This is a genomic window from Fibrisoma montanum (assembly GCF_003583365.1).
GTDB classification, from domain to species: domain Bacteria; phylum Bacteroidota; class Bacteroidia; order Cytophagales; family Spirosomataceae; genus Fibrisoma; species Fibrisoma montanum.
The window spans coordinates 1-18,970 of record NZ_QXED01000017.1 but is presented as its reverse complement, the minus strand read 5'-3'; the positions used below and the strand labels follow the sequence as shown (position 1 = coordinate 18,970).

The following is an 18,970-nucleotide window of genomic DNA, read 5'->3' as shown; positions in this document are numbered from 1 at the left end:
GTTTGTCAGGATTCACGACGTACCGCTTGATGTGATGACCAGTGCCCATCAAAAATTTGATTATGATACTTGCCGTAAAAGGGCACGACTGTTTACGACTACGCGGGGGCATAAGATATATTTTCTACACATTAATGATTTACGAGAACTGAAAGTGTTAGCACGCAGACCAAAGGACCTAAGCGACGTGCTGATGATTGACGATTTGCTGGAAGAGCAGCGGAAGCTTAACGAAGAATCTAACAAGCATAGTAAATAAACCTATGCAACTCATTTCCTACAACATCAACGGCATCCGGGCGGCTCTCCGCAACGGCCTTGCCGACTGGTTGACGCAACACAATTTCGACATCCTCTGCTTTCAGGAAGTAAAAGCGACCGCCGATGTCGTGGATCTGTCCGTGTTTGACGCACTCGGTTACCGCTACCATTGGCACGCAGCCGAAAAGAAAGGCTACTCCGGCGTCGCTACGTTTTCCAGAATCGCCCCTGACAACGTGATGCCCGGTTGTGGCATACCGGCCTACGACTGCGAGGGCCGTATCCTGCGCACCGATTTTGGCGACCTCACGCTCCTCAACTGCTACTTTCCTTCCGGCACAACCGGCGACGTACGGCAGGGCGTGAAAATGCAGTTCCTGGATGATTTTTACGACTACATACAGCGGCTGCGCGAGGAGCGGCCGAAGCTTATCGTGGTCGGCGATTATAACATCGCTCACAAGGCCATCGACATCCACGACCCGGTTCGTAACAAGAACACAACCGGTTTTCTGCCCGAGGAGCGGGCCTGGATGGACAAATGGTTCGGCAGCGGCATGACCGATGCGTATCGGTTCAAACACCCCGGCGAGGTGGCCTACAGTTGGTGGAGCTACCGCGCCGGTGCCCGCACGAATAATAAAGGCTGGCGTATCGATTATGTTTCCGTCACCGACAATCTCCGCGACCAAGTGGAAGACTGTCGGCAATTGCCCGATGCGGTACATGCCGATCATTGCCCGGTGCATTTGTCAATGAGTGAAAGGGCGAAAGACCGGGCCGCCGGGCAGTGAGTAGATCGCAGGCATTGATTCACTCATTCACTCATTCACTCTTTGGCTCATTGACACCGTGTATTTTCTCATTTACAAACCCTACCTGATGCTGTCGCAATTCAGTCGGGAAGGGGATAAATCGACCCTGGCGGATCTGGCGTTCGACTTCGCGAAGGACGTATACCCCGTAGGGCGGCTCGATGCCGACAGCGAGGGTTTACTCCTGCTGACGAGCGATAAGGCGCTTAACCACCGGCTCCTCAATCCAAAGTTTCGGCACAACCGGACGTACTACGTTCAGGTGGACGGGCAAATTACGGACGAAGCGTTGCAGCAACTAGCAACAGGCGTGACGATTTCAGTGGATGGCAAACCGTATCATACGCTCCCGGCCGACGCCCGTTTGGTGCCGGAACCCATCCTGCCGGACAGGAACCCACCGATCCGGTTTCGGGCTAACATCCCGACCTCTTGGGTGGCCATTACCCTGCACGAAGGCAAGAACCGGCAGGTGCGAAAAATGACGGCGGCCGTTGGGTTTCCCACGCTCCGGCTGGTTCGCTGGGCCATTGAAGAGTTGACCGCGGAAGGCATGCAGCCCGGTGATGTACGGCTGCTGACAAAGGCGCAGGTGATGGCGGGGTTGCGGCTCCGCTAAAAACGACACGCACCGACTGGTCGGTGCGTGTCAGGAGGCAGTTAAAAAGGGAAGGCGTAAACGAGTTGGAGTACGGCGTAGGTAGAATCGAAAAGCGTTGCTGACAGTGTCGTATAGTAACTGGCGCAATTGCGTTCAGCCACTACGGACAAATCTGCGAAAAAATAGCAGAGAGCCGATACAACGGGCAGTTAAATGCGTATTTTTACTTATAGCAATCCGGAGTAGTACGTAGAAACGGCCAGGTGTAGCCGGAATTCTGGTTCTAAAAAAGCCGACAGGCAATAGTGCTGATGCTTTATCCGTATGCCCACATCCGCTGATACGCGCCTGATGATTGATGGCATGCTCATCATGATGGCGCTCTATTCCCTGCTGAGCTACTTTCAGCAGCAGAAACCAATTTACTGGCAGTACGCCCTGTACATTGCCTGCATGGTGCTCGACTTTCGGTTGAGCGACATTGGGTATGCGCTGCCCGATTATCAGCCCGGGGCCTATTACCCCGAAACCCTGGCTGAGTCAATTGCCTACATCCTGTATATCCGGTTTGCGATACTGCTCATCGATTTAAGCGAGCAGGCCCCGCGGACGTACCGGCTGATGCGGAGCCTGACCGGCGTGTTCGTCGGGGCTCTGATCCTCGACACGCTACTCTGGCTGCTCGATGTGTCGGCCAGCGTTCGTAGTGCGGTGTATATGGCCAATCGGCTGACGATCAGCGCGATTGCCCTGTACATTGTTCCGCAGATTTTCCGGCTGCGTAAGCCCGTCGTGTCGTACTTCATTGCCGGTACGTTGTGGTTGCTGATCGGCTCGATTATAGCGCTGTTCATGAACTACCTGCCTGATTCGTGGCTGCTGCAGGGCGAAAACGCCTTAACGTTTCCCATCACGCCCCTGCAACTGGGTGTGGTTGGCGAAGTGCTGTGCTTCACGCTGGGAATGTCGCTGCGGCACCGGGAAAATGAACTAGAAAAAATTCGCTATCAGGAGGAGCTTATCGAACAGCTCCGCGAAAACGAACGGAAACAGGAAAAACTGCAACGTATCCGCGATGACATTGCCCGCGATATTCACGACGATGTTGGTTCTGACCTGAGCAGCATCAGCCTGCTCAGCCAGGTAGCCGCCCGTCAGGTGGATCAGCAGTCCGAGCAGGCCAAAGCTACCCTGAAGCAGATCGGGCAGACGGCCAAACGGGTAGTGGCGTCCATGCGGGAGATTGTCTGGAGTCTGAATTCGAGCCAGACATCGCTGGAGAGCTTTACGTTCCGGCTGCGCGAAACCGCCCTCGGTCTGTTCGAACACCAGCCCACGCAACTGCATCTGACACTCCCCGCCAACGATCCGGCCTGGGTGCTGCCGCCGGATGGTCGGCGCGACCTGTTCCTGATGGTGAAGGAAATGCTGCACAACGTAATCCGGCACGCACACGCTCATAACGTTTACGTGACGGTGGGGGTGGAGGAACGAACCTTATGGCTAACCGTTCGCGACGACGGCGACGGATTTTCACCCGGTCCGGATGCGCCCCGCTACGGCAACGGCCTCCGGAGCCTGCAGCAACGAGCGGCTGCTCTGAACGGTCAGCTTAGGGTTGAGTCGGCACCGGGGGCCGGTACCATCGTGTCGTTTCGCTGCCCGCTGTCGGTCGAAGAACTGGAAGTCTGGTAGGTTCCGATGACCTGGCGATTGACCCGTTTCGTTAAGTCAATACCCGTTTGTGCCCGACTTTTTGCTAAAATTCAGTACCTTACCGGTGTCCAACCCCTTCCTCTATGCGGAAATTTCCGAAACATCCTTCCGATGGAGACTTGATCGCTGGTATCCGGACCGGAGGTACGCAGCGACGGTATTTTGAAAATAAGCTGTACGAAAAGTACGCCTACCTGATCCGATCCGGCACCCACAAACACCGGCTGAGCGAAGACGACACCGCCAGCGCCTACTCCGATACGGTCCTCTCCGTAATAGAACACGTCACCACTGGACGCTTTGAAGGTCGTTCTGAACTCAAAACGTATATCTATCAAATATTTACGAATAAATGTGTTGACTTAATCCGGAAAAAGACGACTAATCGGAGTAGTGTTCATGATGCCCTTTCGCTCGATGATTCCTACGCGCAACTGCCCGACGAAGCACGGTCGGTGCTGCAGAACCTGATTGCGCAGGGGAGTGTGGAGCGTCTGCAGCGCCACCTGAAAGAGCTGGGCGATAAGTGTTACGCCATGCTGATGGCCTGGGGCGAAGGATACTCCGATGAAGAGATCGCTCAGCAGATCGGTTATAACACCGCTGCTGTAGCGAAGACCAGCCGGCTCAGATGCCTGGAGCGCCTGCGGGCGGTCTGGACGCAGGGAGTTGACTAGCGGCTGGGCCAGGACACATACCCTGATACCCCGGCTTGTGATCGACCACCGGTTTAATTGACGTATTTGTATGGATGATTTTGTAACAATCGAAAAGTATGTAAACGGCCAGCTGTCGCCGGTGGAGAAAGCCGCGTTTGACGATGCGCTCCGGACGGATCCGGCTCTGGCCGACGCCCTGGCGTTTTATCTGCTGACAAAGCAGGCCGCGCGGGAGGAAGCCCGCCAGCAGCGCCGGGCCGAGTTTGAAACGCTCCGGCACCAGCTGCCCGACACCGCCTTTGAGGAAGAAACCCCCGTGCGTCCGCTCTGGGGCGGTACGTCTGGCCGGTGGATTGCGGCAGCGGCCAGCCTTGTCTTGTTGCTGGGTTTTGGCTGGTACTTTGTGCGTTTCTCATCGGGGCTGGACGGGCAGACGGAGATAGCGCAAACCACCGACCTGAACACCCGGGTCGACCAATACATCACCGACAATTTTTCAACCCTGTCGCCGTCAATGGGTGGCGAAGCTGACAGCCTGCAGACCGGGGTAGAGTATTTCAATACGGATCGACTGGCCGACGCCGGCCGGGTGTTCGAGGGTATACTTCAGCGACAGCCTGACAACGACACGGCGTTGAAATACGCGGGCGTTGTTTCCCTCCGGCTGGGAAACTACGACCAAGCGATTACTCAGTTTCGCCGGTTAAGCCAACTGGATCTCAGCGCCAATCCTGGTTTATTTTACCAGGCTCTCGCTTACTTGAAGCGTGGTCGACCGGAAGATAAACGGGAAGCTAAAATATTGCTTCAACGGGTAATTGATGAGAACTTGGATGAGAAAGGAGCGGCTGAACTATTGATAGAGCAACTTTGACTTATATCAGAAAAAGTAAGTAACCTCTTCTGTTTCTGCCAGTGCATAATTTGTGACATTATAGTCATTGTCGAGCTCAATGCACTTGATTCGTTGGGCTTGTTACCGTTTAAGGGAAGTATTGCGACTAAGCCATTGGTCAATCTAGGCAAGAGAAGTGCCGCCTTCGTTTACCATAGATTGCTCCTGGACTGAACTGATTAATCCACTATTTACTGACCCTATGTATGAGCAAGCCTCACGAGTCCAATCAGTTGACACGAGACCGAGTAAATTTTCATGATCGTATAATTGAGTTAAGGAATAAAGGCCGCGACATTCCTGACGTAGTGCCTTATCCCGGAAACCCGACCCGTTTGGTTGTTCGGAATCAATTGGTTACCCGGCTTGATAGACCTTTGTTCGATCAGGCCCGTACGGTGTTCATAGAAGGCGATGATGCTCGGACGGACCGATCTAAACTGAAAGCAAAGGCAAAGGTGATTGCTGTATGCCGTTGTAATCCAAACCTGGTGCTTTTGGAGGGCGAACAGGATTCGGAAGCACACCTGCTGACCGGGGACATTGCGATTCAATACAGTCCAGATACAGAGCAGCCACCTCCACCACCGCCGAAGGTAACGAAGAGCAGTGCCAACGATGTGCAATTTAGTCCGGATACAGAGCAGCCTCCTCCGCCACCACCAAGGGTCAAAAAATCGTCGGATGGAAGTGATTCTGTCGTACCCATCAGACCGGCTTCCTTCGATCAGCAACTCCGACGTATTCTGGCAAGATCAGCGCGTTGGTCCGGCTACCCAATCGTGGCCGTGATGGACACCGGCATCGACTTTGCATATCCTAACGTAGAATCTATACCAATTCTGCATAATGGCGGCCATCCCATGTGTGGGTCGATTGAACCAGACTACATCGGCTGGGACTTTGTGCACGATCAGAATAACCCGTATGATGACGACGAGCGAAGTAAGCACGGCAGCCGGATTGCGGCCATTATCAGCCGGGTGAGCCAGGCGCTGAACCGTCCGGTGCGTATACTGCCCCTGAAAGTGATAGACCGCGAAGGGATTGGCTTGCTGTTTAATATCTTTTGCGGATTCGAGTACCTGTTGTCCAGTCATCTGCGTGAGCGGCCAACTATAATCAATGCAAGTTGGGGCTTTTACGATAGTGTCGAAAATGACTTGATGACTCAATACGTAACCCGGTTGCAGCGTGCTAAAATATGGCTCATAAATGCAGCCGGAAACCGGGGTGATCTTGATCCGGGACAGACGGTTAATCTCGATATTGACAAGCGCTACCCAGCCTGCTACAGTAGTCAGTTTGCTAACGTAGTTACGGTGACGACGGTTAATTCGATGAATAACGGCTTTGCGGTCGCAGAGAATTTTTCGCCGACATTCGTGAATGTCGGCATTGGTAGCGGTCAGGATGCGATGTTCCAGGAGCCGCTCGTTGATTTGCCTGGATTACCACCCGTAAAGGGGTCTTCATATGCAACACCTTACGCCAGCGCGTTTGCCGCTTTACAGGCACGCTTGCCGAATAAGAATTCAACGCGGAAGGCGCTGTTGAGGGCAATGCCCAACCAGGGACTGATTAGTTCGCTCAACGCTTTTATTGCAGACGGGCTATTGGTACCTGTTGAATAAGGCTGCAAAAGTGTGTTCCGTATGCGGTATGGTTGGCTGATAGGAGTTATACTGACTAGCTGGCTGGCGGCCGGAAGAGATTCCTATGCCCAATGCGTACGCATCCGGGAGGATGTGCTGGCACTCGGTCACCAGACTACATTGAAGCCCGAAGCAGCTCTAAAAAAGGCCAGTGACTTGCAAAAACGATGGCTTGCCTGTGGGTACCCGACGGATTCTGCATATGTCTGGCTGCTGGTATTCAGGGGGAATCAATTCGTGCTCATAGAACAGAATGATTCGGCACGAACAACCATTAACCGGGCCTTGCACTTAGGGCAACGTAACCCGAAGGCCGATCCGTTGCTAGCTCAGGCTTTTTGTCTGTCGGGCTACCTGTATTCGGTAGAAGGTAAGGTCGATTGGGCCAAAAAAGCGTTCGGCCAGGCTTTAAAAAAAGCCATGAAATGGCCTCAAAGCCGATCATGGGGGATTCAGGCCCGGGTTAATCTGGCGTATTTGTCTTCGTCGGAAGGGGATTATGAGCAAACGATTGTCCATGCTGAAGAAGGACAGCAATGGGCGTTGTTAATCCGTGATAACGCATCAAGAGCCTTGTTGCTACGTGAAAAAGCGTATGGCCTTTACTGGCTCAGGCGCTATGACGAGGCAACCACCTATGCTCAGCAGGCGATTCAGTTGGCGCATACCGTAGGGCAAACTAACCTGGGGGCTTACTACCTCTTGCTGGGCGATATTGAGAGTAAACGGGGTAGTTTCGCCCTGGCAGTTGAATCATATAAGCGGGCCGCTTCTATGATACTGAAGGCCAATGACGAGGAATTGCAGGCTACCGTGCAGATAAATCTTGGGTTTCTGTATTACCAACAAAAGTTGTACGGGCTGGCAATCCAATGCAATGAGCGGGCACTCGCGCTGCAGAAGAACAGGTTGATTCGGGCCCGAATTCTGGATAATCTCGCTGCCTGTTATTGGAAAACAGGTCAGTTTGATAAAGCGCTGACGCTGTATCAACAAGGACTCAATAGCCTGCTGAGTGACTTTACTCAAACAGATCCAACCGAAAATCCACCGGCAGAAACGGTTCGGCTGGCGCTTCGTAAGGAAGCGTTGCTCACGCTAATGCAGGACAAAGCTGATACGTGGCTTGATTACGGTATTGCTACTAATAGTCGCCAGCGACTCATCCACGCTCTCAATACGTATCAGAAGGTGGATCAAATGATTGATTACATGCGCTGGGAGCACACCGGCCAGCAATCGAAGTTATACTGGCGGAAGAAAACGCGGGGTATTTACGAACGGGCGATCGAGACCTGCTGGCGGTTGGGTAATGCTGAACAGGCGTTTCGGTTCATTGAAAAAAGTCGGGCGGTGATGCTGGTTGATAAACTAAATGAGCTAGGTGCTCGTCAGCAACTATCCCCCCAGCAGGCGCAGCAGGAAGAAAGCCTACGGACAACAAAGGCCTCGTTGCAAAAGCGCTTGTCGAATCAACAAGCCGGGACGATGACCTATGATAGTCTGCAGACAGCGTTGACCAATGCTCAGGAACAATTTGATAACTTCCTGAAGCGGTTGGAGCAAACCAGTCCGTCTTATTTTCGCTACAGGTACGATACGACCACTACGTCTCTCGATGATCTGCAACGTTATCTGAAAGCAGAGAAGGCGTCGTTTGTAAGCTACTTTGAAGGCGATAACGCGTTTTACGTTCTGGGTGTAACAGCCGACGGAGCTTCGCTCACACAAAAGCCAATCACCGCACATAGCCGGGAGGTAAGGGAATTTAAGCGGCTATTGGCGTCCACTGAAGCATTGAACCGCCGATCCGAATTAGGACGGTTTCTGACATTAGGCTACCGTTTATACCAGCAAGTACTTGCCCCACTTACCTTACCCAACGGGCGGGTCATTGTATCGTCGGATGGAGAAGTTATTCCGTTCGACGTTCTGAACCGTGGTGGCTCACTGGCCGAACCGCGTTATCTGGTAAACGACTACGCTTTTAGCTACATCTATTCGGCCCGCCTGCTCCTGAAAGAAAGGCTTGATTCGCCCGTGTTTGGCTGGTCGGGCAACAATTTTCTGGGAATGGCACCTGTGCGATTTGCTCCCGCTTTGCACCAGGCAACGTTGCTGGGGTCAGATGAAGCGCTACGTTCAATCGCCCGACAGTTTGGTGCCTCTACTTTATTAACCCATCAGGAAGCTACTCGTGGTGCTTTTCTGACGCAGGCCCCGGCTTGCCGCATCCTGCAGTTGTTTACCCATGCCGACGCCGACAGTGCTGACCGTGAACCGGTGATCTACTTCGCCGACTCCACCCTACGGTTGTCGGAACTGGGCGACGGTACGCTGCCTCACACCCAGTTGGCGGTGTTGACGGCCTGCAAGACGGGGGTAGGAGTAAATCAACGGGGAGAGGGGGTGTTCAGTCTGGCCCGGGGGCTAGCCTCACTAGGAGTGCCCAGCGTTGTGACAACCCTGTGGGGTGTCGACAGCAAAGCCACTTACGAATTATCCAGATTACTATTCAAGTATTTAGGGGAAGGGCTGCCTAAAGACGTTGCTCTGCAAAAGGCTAAGCAGGATTGGCTAAGAACAGCCAGTCGCTTCGAACAATTGCCGAACCAGTGGGCGGGCCTGATCCTGATTGGCGATACCCGCCCCCTCGAACGGGCCAGTCCGTGGCGCTGGGCGGCCGGACTGATCCTTGTTGCCGGAGGGAGCTGGGTGTCCAGCCTATGGGCCCGGGGCCGACGGCCGCTAGGGTAGTGTCATGCCATCGCCCAGCCTGAACACTTCTTTCAGGCACTGCGCCGTCAGGATGGCGTCTTCGAGGGCATTGTGAAAATCGCCTTCCCGCTCCAGACCAAAATGCCCGGCAATATCGCGCAGACTGAGGCCGCGCGGCACGGGTCGGCCGTTTTTGCGCAGAATCCGGAACACAAAATAGCTCAGCGTGTGCAGATCGACCAGTGTCCGGGAGTAGGGCCACTTCAGTTTTTCGTAGCGGTAGGCTTCTTTCAGAAAATTTATGTCGTTGATAACGCTCTGTCCGCAGATGATCACATTGCGCAGGTAAAACTCATTGTCGGTCGTTTGCTGCGTTTTGCGAATACCTAACTGCTTGATGATCCATTCCTCCAGCTCGGGCAGCACATCATAGATCATTGGCGCGTCCTGAAGATCGGCCAGCGATAGATTATGGATTTTTTCGGAGTGCGACGAAAAGGCATCTTCGTTCTCCGGATAAACGTTGGTAAGGTATTGGCCTTTCTCAATCCAGTTGTCGTCGAACAGTACCGCACCAACCTGAATAATCTCATTGTAGTCCGGTTCCGGACCGGTCATTTCGAGATCAAGTACTAAAAATGGCATATGTAAAATGTTACGTTTTGCTCAGAAAGTAAACGGATTGTTTTTTTGAAAATTTTCTGAAAAATTATCCTAAAAAAATTTCTAAATGACCGCAAAAGTACCTGGACTTACTGGTTTAGCAGGGGGCTTTCCGGGGAAGCTACCGTCAGGTTGTCGGGCTTTGTGGGATCATCCGCAAACGTCTTCGGCGATACACCGGTGAATTTCTTGAACGCCCGGTTAAACGTCGCTTTTGAGTTGAAACCACACTCAAGGGCAATACCCAGCAGACTCAGGTGACTATTCGCCGGCTTGCTGACCTGCTGTTTAAACTCTTCAACGCGGTATTCGTTCACAAAATCATTGAAGTTCCGGCCCGTTCCTGCGTTGATCACCTGCGACAGCACCGACGAATTGGTATGCATCCGGCGGGCGAGATCCGACAGGGATAACTCAGGTTCGAGGTACGGTTTTTCCTGGGCCATCAGTACCAGTAGCTTTTCTTTCCATTCCTGAATGTCGGGATTTGGTTCGATCGTGACCTCGTTATTGGCGGGAACAGGTAATGGATCCGTCGCTGACTGGGCGGCTATTCGGTCAGACGTGTCGTCAGGCCGGATGGGTGGGGTGTCGGAAAAAACAAGTCGCCGGGCGGGCTGGGGCTGGCTGTAGCCCGCAATGCTGACGTAGTAGATCAGGACGGCACCGAACAATTCGTCCCACCAGTCCTGCCAGTACGTTAAGTCCAGCCAGATGTCGAGCAGGGTAACCGTAAAACTGACCACCGAACTGATGGTGAGTGCCAGCAGGAAATTGCGAAACCAGCGGAAACTGATCGTTTCGGTGTCGGAGAACTGCGTTTTGATCCAGGCCCGGTATTCCCGGTACAGCCGTAACGAAAGATACAGGTAACCAATATCCTGACCGGTGGAAAGAACGTAGGTGATGTCTTCGATGTGAAAGGGGTAGTGTACTGTTTCTTTCCACCGTTCGACGAACGCGGGCCCCTGCAGGAAAACAAGGACGTGGTACCCGGCGTCGAGCAGAAACGGAACGGCGTGCCACAGGTCGCGCCGACTGAACCGGAAATCGGCGTTAAACTGGCTTTTCAGGTAGAAATAACACAGCGGAGGAAACAGAAACCCGAGTGTGCGCGGAAAAAACTCCAGTTCGCGCCAGAGGAATTCCAGGCCACCAAAGCCGAGCATGTATTCCCAGATGTTGAAACACATGCCGACCAGCACCCACCCCAGCAGTACGTCGGACAGTCGTTCCTCGCGCCGGCCCCGTACCCAAAGGAGGATGGCATACACCCAGCCCTGCATAAAGCCGAAGAGCAGCGGGGTGGAGTAACTATTGAAATAAAAGTTCATCCAGTGAGTAGGCGGGTTGAGTGCTGTAATATACGGATTTCAGCCTTTTTCAGCTATTGGAATAGGGGCGGCTCGGAAGTAAATCAGTTGGTATACCGCATGTTGAGCATGATGTCGCCCGACAACGTCAGCTTCAGAACGGCCATCTCCTTGCCGGAATTGGTGAAGAGGGCCGCTGAGCCGGGTTTATAGGTCAGCGTCCGCTGCCCGGCGGGCCGAAGCGTATCCAGGGCGATCACTTTCCCGTCGCTTTGACGCTCTGCCAGTTCGACCGGTACATTCCCTACGTTTCGCAGGCTGATGGTAAAGGCACCGTTGTTATTGCCGCCCACAACAAACTGCTTACCCGGGTCGATCAACGTCGTTGAATCGCTCAGCCACATCAGCCAAACGAATGAAATGAATACTGATTTCATGGCCTTCTATTTTTAGAGGTGCTTTAGTTAAAAATATTATACGTGAAACCGGCGTCCGACCGCTTCACAACCAGAAAGGGTTTGCTGGTATCGATCCGGTCGCCGTTCATGACGGTACTCACCTGCTGGTCGTCGGCGAAATACACTTTCGTGCCTACGGGGAATGTTCGCTTCGTAACCGCATAGGGACTCATCGTGAAGATGCTGGTGCCATTGCCTTCCTCACCAGGTTTGTACGTAATGAGCGCTACTTTCCGGAAGCCGATGCTGTTGTTCCGGAACCGGACGGTAATCTCGTCGGCGTTACGTACGAACTTTCGTTTAACGCCGGCGGGTGGCACTGCAACATCGGTGGTGAGGGTTTTGCCGGCGTCGTCGGCCGTAACGGTCAGGATCAGCGGCCCATTGGTTTCGCCGTCATCGCTGAAATAGAGTTTTGAACCGATAGGCCAGTTCTGCGGGGTACGTTCGTTGCGGTTCATGGTGAACCCATAGGCGATACCGGGACCGGCAACCCGAAACATCCGGTGGTAACCCAGCGTATTTTTGAGCACAAACGCTACGCGCTGCGGACTGGTTTGTGCAAACAGGCTGACCGATACGCCGAGAAGCAGGCAGACGGAGAGATACGTTCGTCGTGTCATTGTATTGATTGGGGGTTAGTTAGCACTTTTGACTTTGATCCGATCGGCGTCTTCGCTGCCGGTACGTTCGCGGGCGGCCTTGATTTTCTGGCTGCCAAAGCGGTAGCTGAACTGCACCTTGGCCCGGCGACTTTCCCACTTGCGGTACAGGTCAAATTGCTGCGGTCCGAAGTTGACCGACTGCGCCCAGCGCATGGTGTTGAGCAGGTCTTCGGCGCCGAGCGTGAGCGTGCCCCGTTGATTGAGCACCTTTTTCTGAACGCTCAGATTCAGACTGCCGAGCCCGCGGGTGTAAAAGATGGTCTGCTGCGTAGGTGCGTTGTAAAAACCTGATACCTGAATCGTGATGGTTTTGGGCAGGGTAAACGTGTGCTGCATGTAGGCGTTGAATCCCAGGGCGCTGGCATCCAGCGGCCCCTCGTCCAGCGTAGCCACGTATCGGTTCCAGGTAGCCCCGGCGTACACGTAGCTGTTCCACCACTTGGTCAGGGAAATAGGCGTACTGACCGACAGGCTGATGACGTCGGCCCGCCCTACGTTCTCGACGGTCTGGTACGTGATAATACCCTCCTGATGGGTAATGTCGGTGAAGAAATCCTCGGAGCGGCTGAATCCCAGTTTCAGCGTAGTGGCCCATTTGTACGTATAGCCAAACTCGACGTTGTGGGTGTACTGTGGGCGCAGAAACGGATTGCCGCGCTGGCTGGTATACGGATCGATCTGGTACACAAACGGGTTCATGTCCTGGTAGCTGGGCCGCCCGATCCGCCGGCCGTAGTTCACCTGAAACAGACTGTGCTGCGTGGCCTGGTACTGGACAAAAGCCGTTGGGAACAGGTTCAGGTACGTTGTGTCCGGTCGGGCCGCGTTCGGTCGGGCCGCGTCCGGTCGGTTGATGGTTCGGTCACGCAGGTCTCTGGAGATGCCGGTTACGTCGGAATGCTCGGCCCGGAGTCCCGCCTGAAGCGTCCATTTTTTCAGCTCTTTATTAACCGAAACGTACAGGGCGTTGACGTTCTCGCGGTACTGAAACTGGTTGGTTCGGCTAACGTCGGGCGTCGTCACGTCGGGCGTCGTCAGACCGCCTTCCTGTAGCAGAAAGGCCAGCAGGTTGTTATTGGTGCGGACGTACGTACTCTTGAAGCCAGCTTCCAGTTTAGTCCGGCTTGTCTTCCAGACTTTGGTCAGATCGCCTTTCAGGGTCTGGATGGCAATCGTCGTGGCCGCATCGAAGACGTTGCCGGTTCGGCGAATTAGCTGCTGGTCGGCATTGCGATAGTCGTTGGTGATGCGGCTGGGGTTGTCGTTGGTGAACCGCGTATAATCGGCGTCGAGGGTTAGTTCCAAACCCAGCGTGTCGGCGTAGCGGTAATTCAGGGCCGCGTTGATGCGGCTGTTCTGATTGGGATTGTCGTTGCGGTTTACGAGGCTCGAATCAATACGGCCGGCTGCGTTTTTGATCTGAGTGAGGCTGTACGTAACATACCGATTGTCGGCTCCGTTGCCGGTTACCACGACCCCGACGGTCTGGCGGCTGTCGACAAAATAATCCGCGCCAATTTTATACGCGACGTTGTCCCAGCCATCGGCATCGTAGCCCCGCTGCTCAAAGCGTCGGAATACCTGACTGGCCGCAATGTTTCGGTTGATTGCGATCTGGGTGCGCTGGTAGCCGCCCACCCAACCGACATTGCCGAACAGGTTCAGGTTTTTACTGCGGTAGTTCAGATCCGTAGCCGCATTGCGCCGGCTGTGTGTGCTCTGCGAGTAGCCGCCCGTAACGCTGCCATTCAACCCCAGGGACTTGTCGCGCCTGAACCGGATGTTGATAATACCGGCATTGCCCTGCGCATCGAACCGGGCCGATGGATTGGTAATCAGTTCTACCTTGTCGATGGTCGAAGCAGGTGTCGATTTAAGCAAGTTGGCCAGGTCGGTCGGGGAGAGGTTGGCGGGCTTGCCGTCGATATAAACGTTGACCCCCTGTTTCCCGGCCATCTGAATGTTGTCGTTCGGATCGATCACGACGCCGGGTGCCTGCTGCAAAAGCTCGTAAGCCGTTTTGCCCGCAGCCGTTGCGTCGGCCTGTACATTCAGCACCGTTTTATCGACCTGCTGCTCCACAACCTGCTGGCGCGCTTTCACCACTACGGCGTTCAGGGTTTTGGCCTCCGCAGCGAGCCGGATCGGGGAGAGGGTCAGCGGCTGGTCGGTGGCTACTGCAAACAGCGGACTGGTGGCGTTGGCCCGTCCGACAAATGAAACTTGCGTGAAATAACGGCCGGCCGCTACGTTGCTGAACGAGAAGCGGCCGGCTTCGTCCGTAACGGTGCCCGTGACCAGCGACGAGTCGGCGGCCGCAAGGAGTTTGACCGCTGCGAAAGGGACTGGCTGCGCGTTGGATTCGGTAACGGTGCCCCGGATGCTCTGGGCTGACAGGGAACTGCTCAGCAGGAGCAGACAGACGAGGGTAAATAAACGTGCCATGTTGTGAGCCATTCGTTCGTGATTGATGGCTCAAAAGTGGCGGATCAGCGACCCGGCTTCGACTCAATACGATTTTGAGACGTCGCAGATGATAATTTGAGACGGATTGGCGGCATTGTAATCGAAGCACTAAAGTGTTTAGCGAGATAACGAAACGGTAGGTGGGTATTTTATAACCTTGTAGTGTACCGAATAATTAATTACATATATGGTTATTGTAGACTTGTTAACTGTATGCCATTTTTGCTATATCCTGGCTTATTTTTATAAAACTTCGCGAATGTATGGATAGTCATCCGATGCATTTACCGATGCATAACCCTCTGAACCCGTTTGACGAAGGCGTACCGTCGGCGTTATCGGATCAGGAAATAGAGACATTAAGTACTACCCATAGTTCGAATCTGGCGGTTTTGGCAACTAAAAACTGGACGTTCACGCCGTGGAAGCCCCCCGGTTCGGATTGTCTGCTGCACCGGGGCAACCTGACGTTATTCGAAGACGGACGAGTCCTGTTCTGGGGGGATGTCAGCAGCGAGGACGCGAATGACCAGTGGCGGGATGTGTTTTTCGATTTCAGGTCGGATACCAATGCGTTGCTGGTTCGGATCGGTAGCTTCTCCTACCAGATGGAAGAGCGCCAGTGCCGGACCGAAGCGCCCTGTCGCTGGATGATACAAACGGCCCCGAGCGCTCAGTTGGCCGGTGTATTCGATCAGATCAGACAAGTCGGTATGAAAGCCGGCGGGTTTGTCGGACCGGAAGATTATTTGTAACTCGTAGGCTTACAGGATGAGCGTATGAGCGGTATTGCAGCACTTTGTTGGCTCTTTTCGTTGAGTGGAATTTGCATTGATGATACATCGAAGAAGGCAGCCAAACAACGTATCTTTCAATTTGAGAATGGAACCCGTGTGTACGAGGTTATTTTTCACGATAATCGTAGGCGGCTGGCTACGCTGCGAAGTTTTTCCAGAACCGGCCAGCGGCTGTCCGAAGAACATTATCTCAATTTTACTGCAGGGATCAAACAGGGACAAACCCGGTACTGGTACGAAAATGGGCAGCTGCGCCTGGCGTGTGACTACAAGAAAGCGACGGTCAACGGACCATTGGCCGTATATTATCCGGATGGAACCTTAAAACGCAGGGAGTATTACCGCCAGGGTCAATTAAAAAATGGTCAGTGCTTCGCTCCGGATGGCAGCGTAACACCGTGCTTACCATTGATACGAAAGGCCGAGTTTAACGGAGGAAAAGAAAAGCTGGTTGATTATCTGCGCAAACAGCTCCTTCATCTGAATGTCGATCTTGCCAATTCGCCCGCCTTCATTTCACTGCTGGCGACCGTCGAGGAAGATGGCACGGTGTCGAAACTTACGCCAACACTGGAAGCTGCCTTCCGTCCAAAGCCCGAACAGGAACTAATTCAGCGGTTTGTCGACGCACTGAACTACATGCCTACCTGGCAGCCGGCCGTGCTGGATGATATGCCGATTGCAGCCACCATGCTAATCAGTGTACTTCTTCGGGATAATAAGGTGCATCGGGTTGAGTATGAAATTAACTCGTTTCAGAAAAATATCCCCTGATTCGCAACTAGCCATAGCGAACCACGGGCTGCCGGAACAGCCACCTGGCCTGAGCGTTCTGTCCGAACGTTACGCGCAGGAGTGAACTTCAGCTTTGTATGCCCAACCGGCAAAAAGCACGTTGTCCGATTCAGGCCGGCAACCAACCCGCAGCGATTTCGGGCGTCATGGACCAGAAAAACGTGCCGTCCTGTTCGTAAGCAGCCAGAAAGATCAAAGCCGTAGCCGCTGCCGGGACTATCACTTTCTGGTTAAACGAACGGATTGCCGGGTTGATAGCCGCTTATGGCTCGCTGATAGAGGTTAATACGTATCCAGTTCCTGAATCCGTTTCAGGTGGCGGCCTCCTTCAAACGGCGTATCGAGCCAGATCCGGACGAGTTTGAGCGCCGTTTCTTCGTCCATCATCCGCTCGCCGATCGAGATTACGTTGGCGTCGTTGTGCTGGCGACCCAGCCGGGCTGATTCTTCGTTCCAGCAGAGAGCCGCCCGTACGCCTTTTACCCGGTTGGACGCTATCGCTTCGCCATTACCGGAGCCGCCCAGAACGACCCCCCGCTCAACTTCACCCCGCGCTACGGCTTCCGCTACCGGCCGGATAAACAGGGGATAATCAACGGGTTCGTCCGAATAGGTGCCCATGTCGGTAACCTCGTGGCCAAGGTCGATGAGGAATTGTTTGATACGTTCTTTGTACCGAAAGCCGGCGTGGTCGGAGCCAATAGCGATTTTCATGAGACGATTACAGGCAAAAATTACAGGCCAAAAGTAACGGAAAGTCGGGCAACACGAAACCATAACATAGCCAAATTTGTACCGCATAGCAGGCGGGAGTATCTTGCACCGCCCTGTCACCGTAGCTGGTGACCGTACCTGAACGGCAACTGCCAACGTTTCGCTCCATGACGTCTACCAACCAACGGCCAGCGGCCACTGTCCTGTTCATTTTTGGGGGAAGCGGAGATCTGAACCTCCGCAAACTGACCCCCGCGCTGTACAACCTGTTCATTGACAAGTATTTACCTGAGCGTTTTGCCGTGGCCGGTATTGGCCGTAGCCAGTATACCGACGAGTCGTTTCGGGAGCGGCTGCTGGAGGGCGTACAGGAATTTTCGCGTCGTAAAAATGGTCCCGAGGACTACTGGACCGAGTTTGCGCCCTGCATCACCTACCTCCAGATGGATGGGAGTGACGAAGCCGCTTACGTAAAAATCAAGGATCTGGTCGACCAGAAAACCAGCGAATGGGGCAGCCAGCCGAACATCGTGTTCTACCTGGCTGTAGCGCCACAGCTCGTGCCCGGTATCGCTACCAACCTGGGTAAGCTGGATCTGTGCCACGACAAGAGTCACGTCCGGATTGTGGTCGAAAAGCCGTTTGGGCACGACCTCAAGAGTGCGCACGAACTCAATGAACTGCTGGGCGGTCTGTTTGCCGAAGAGCAGATTTATCGGATCGACCACTACCTCGGTAAAGAAACCGTGCAGAACCTGCTGGCGCTGCGGTTTGCCAATGCCCTGTTTGAGCCGATCTGGAACCGGCAGTACGTTGAACACGTGCAGATTACGGCCGCCGAAACGGTCGGGCTGGAAGGCCGGGGCGGGTATTATGAACAGTCGGGGGCGCTGCGGGATATGATCCAGAACCACCTGCTCCAGATGCTCTGCATGGTCGCTACCGAAGCGCCGGTGTCCTTCGATGCCAACGAGGTGCGGAACAAAAACGTGGATGTGCTGAACGCCATTCGGCGGATTACTCCCGATCAGGTGAAAGACGTAACGGTTCGGGCGCAGTATGGCTCCGGTGAGGTGAAAGGCAAGCAGGCTGTCGGTTACCGGCAGGAGGAAGGGGTAAAGCCTGACTCGCGGACGGAAACATTTGCGGCCGTGAAGCTGTACGTCGACAACTGGCGGTGGGAAAACGTACCGTTCTACCTGCGCACCGGAAAATTCCTGCCCGAGAAGACGACCGTTATCACGATTCAGTTCCGGCCGGCTCCGCACTACATGTTCCCGGCCGAAACGAAACAGGCGTTCCAGCCTAACCGGCTGATGATCAGTATTCAGCCGGATATGGACATTCGGCTGCGGTTCCAGGCAAAACGTCCGGGGCAGACCCTCCACATCGATCCGGTCGAGATGGTGTTCAGCTACCAGACTGCCTTTAAAGGCCAGCAGCCCGAAGCGTATGAAACCCTGCTGCTCGACGTAATGGCCGGCGATGCGACGCTGTTCATGCGGGCCGATCAGGTCGATGCGGCCTGGGAGGTTGTTCAGCCGATTCTGGATGCCTGGGAAGCCGATTCGTCGTCGGAACTGCCGACCTACGCGCCTGCCACCTGGGGACCGGACGACGCTACGGCCCTGATTGAAAAAGACGGATTTACCTGGGTGAATGATTGATTGGCGTGGGGTAAGGGCAGGGGACTAAGGGCCGGGGGCATGGGGTAAGATCGTAATCCACCCAACCCCTAACCCCACGCCCCAGCCCCATGCCCTTACCCCCACGCCCCCA

At 54.3% G+C, this 18,970-nt stretch carries 16 protein-coding genes; 10 read left to right on the top strand and 6 right to left on the bottom strand.

The annotated features are described in order from the left end of the window. The first annotated feature begins 263 nt into the window (after positions 1-263). From DYU11_RS31440 to DYU11_RS31410, 7 genes are all read left to right on the top strand, one after another. Complete coding sequence (locus DYU11_RS31440) at positions 264-1,055, top strand: exodeoxyribonuclease III (RefSeq protein WP_119671727.1); 792 nt, start codon at positions 264-266, stop codon at positions 1,053-1,055. A gap of 58 nt (positions 1,056-1,113) precedes the next feature. After that, positions 1,114-1,695: a pseudouridine synthase gene (locus DYU11_RS31435; protein WP_119671726.1), complete on the top strand. Its 582-nt coding sequence runs from the start codon at positions 1,114-1,116 to the stop codon at positions 1,693-1,695. A gap of 306 nt (positions 1,696-2,001) precedes the next feature. Further along, entirely contained in the window at positions 2,002-3,372 is a 1,371-nt protein-coding gene (locus DYU11_RS31430) for a sensor histidine kinase (RefSeq protein WP_119671725.1), read from the top strand. Positions 3,373-3,476: 104 nt separating this feature from the next. Next, on the top strand, positions 3,477-4,070 hold the full coding sequence (locus DYU11_RS31425; protein ID WP_119671724.1) for an RNA polymerase sigma factor: 594 nt from the start codon (positions 3,477-3,479) through the stop codon (positions 4,068-4,070). 70 nt (positions 4,071-4,140) lie between these two features. After that, the gene (locus DYU11_RS31420; protein ID WP_119671723.1) at positions 4,141-4,926 is read left to right on the top strand and encodes a tetratricopeptide repeat protein; all 786 of its coding nucleotides are present in this window, start codon (positions 4,141-4,143) and stop codon (positions 4,924-4,926) included. 227 nt (positions 4,927-5,153) lie between these two features. Continuing rightward, on the top strand, positions 5,154-6,581 hold the full coding sequence (locus DYU11_RS31415; protein WP_119671722.1) for a S8 family serine peptidase: 1,428 nt from the start codon (positions 5,154-5,156) through the stop codon (positions 6,579-6,581). A 258-nt stretch (positions 6,582-6,839) separates the two neighbouring features. Then, entirely contained in the window at positions 6,840-9,359 is a 2,520-nt protein-coding gene (locus DYU11_RS31410; RefSeq protein WP_158600403.1) for a CHAT domain-containing protein, read from the top strand. Here DYU11_RS31410 and DYU11_RS31405 read toward each other — a convergent pair. The 5 genes from DYU11_RS31405 to DYU11_RS31385 form a co-directional block, all read right to left on the bottom strand. Further along, positions 9,351-9,965 (bottom strand): 3'-5' exonuclease, encoded by a 615-nt coding sequence (locus DYU11_RS31405; protein WP_119671720.1) that lies wholly within the window; start codon positions 9,963-9,965, stop codon positions 9,351-9,353. The two genes, DYU11_RS31410 and DYU11_RS31405, sit on opposite strands and share 9 nt — an antisense overlap. A 107-nt stretch (positions 9,966-10,072) precedes the next feature. Further along, the gene (locus DYU11_RS31400; RefSeq protein ID WP_119671719.1) at positions 10,073-11,317 is read right to left on the bottom strand and encodes a helix-turn-helix domain-containing protein; all 1,245 of its coding nucleotides are present in this window, start codon (positions 11,315-11,317) and stop codon (positions 10,073-10,075) included. A gap of 83 nt (positions 11,318-11,400) precedes the next feature. Beyond that, complete coding sequence (locus DYU11_RS31395) at positions 11,401-11,733, bottom strand: hypothetical protein (RefSeq protein WP_119671718.1); 333 nt, start codon at positions 11,731-11,733, stop codon at positions 11,401-11,403. 23 nt (positions 11,734-11,756) lie between these two features. Further along, positions 11,757-12,377 carry a hypothetical protein gene (locus tag DYU11_RS31390; protein WP_119671717.1) on the bottom strand — a complete coding sequence of 207 codons (621 nt, stop codon included), beginning with the start codon at positions 12,375-12,377 and terminating at the stop codon, positions 11,757-11,759. A gap of 15 nt (positions 12,378-12,392) precedes the next feature. Further along, positions 12,393-14,864, bottom strand: a complete 2,472-nt coding sequence (locus tag DYU11_RS31385) for a TonB-dependent receptor domain-containing protein (RefSeq protein WP_229366145.1) — start codon at positions 14,862-14,864, stop codon at positions 12,393-12,395. A gap of 311 nt (positions 14,865-15,175) precedes the next feature. Between DYU11_RS31385 and DYU11_RS31380 the strand changes: the two genes are divergently transcribed. Next, entirely contained in the window at positions 15,176-15,640 is a 465-nt protein-coding gene (locus DYU11_RS31380; RefSeq protein ID WP_119671715.1) for a DUF6294 family protein, read from the top strand. Positions 15,641-15,778: 138 nt separating this feature from the next. After that, positions 15,779-16,456 carry a toxin-antitoxin system YwqK family antitoxin gene (locus DYU11_RS31375; protein ID WP_158600402.1) on the top strand — a complete coding sequence of 226 codons (678 nt, stop codon included), beginning with the start codon at positions 15,779-15,781 and terminating at the stop codon, positions 16,454-16,456. 303 nt (positions 16,457-16,759) lie between these two features. On the opposite strand, the gene DYU11_RS31370 is transcribed toward DYU11_RS31375, so the two are convergent. Next, on the bottom strand, positions 16,760-17,191 hold the full coding sequence (locus tag DYU11_RS31370; RefSeq protein ID WP_119671713.1) for a ribose-5-phosphate isomerase: 432 nt from the start codon (positions 17,189-17,191) through the stop codon (positions 16,760-16,762). A gap of 167 nt (positions 17,192-17,358) precedes the next feature. Here DYU11_RS31370 and zwf point away from each other — a divergent pair, with 167 nt between their 5' ends. Beyond that, on the top strand, positions 17,359-18,858 hold the full coding sequence (zwf, locus tag DYU11_RS31365; protein WP_119671712.1) for a glucose-6-phosphate dehydrogenase: 1,500 nt from the start codon (positions 17,359-17,361) through the stop codon (positions 18,856-18,858). The last annotated feature ends 112 nt before the right edge of the window (positions 18,859-18,970 follow it).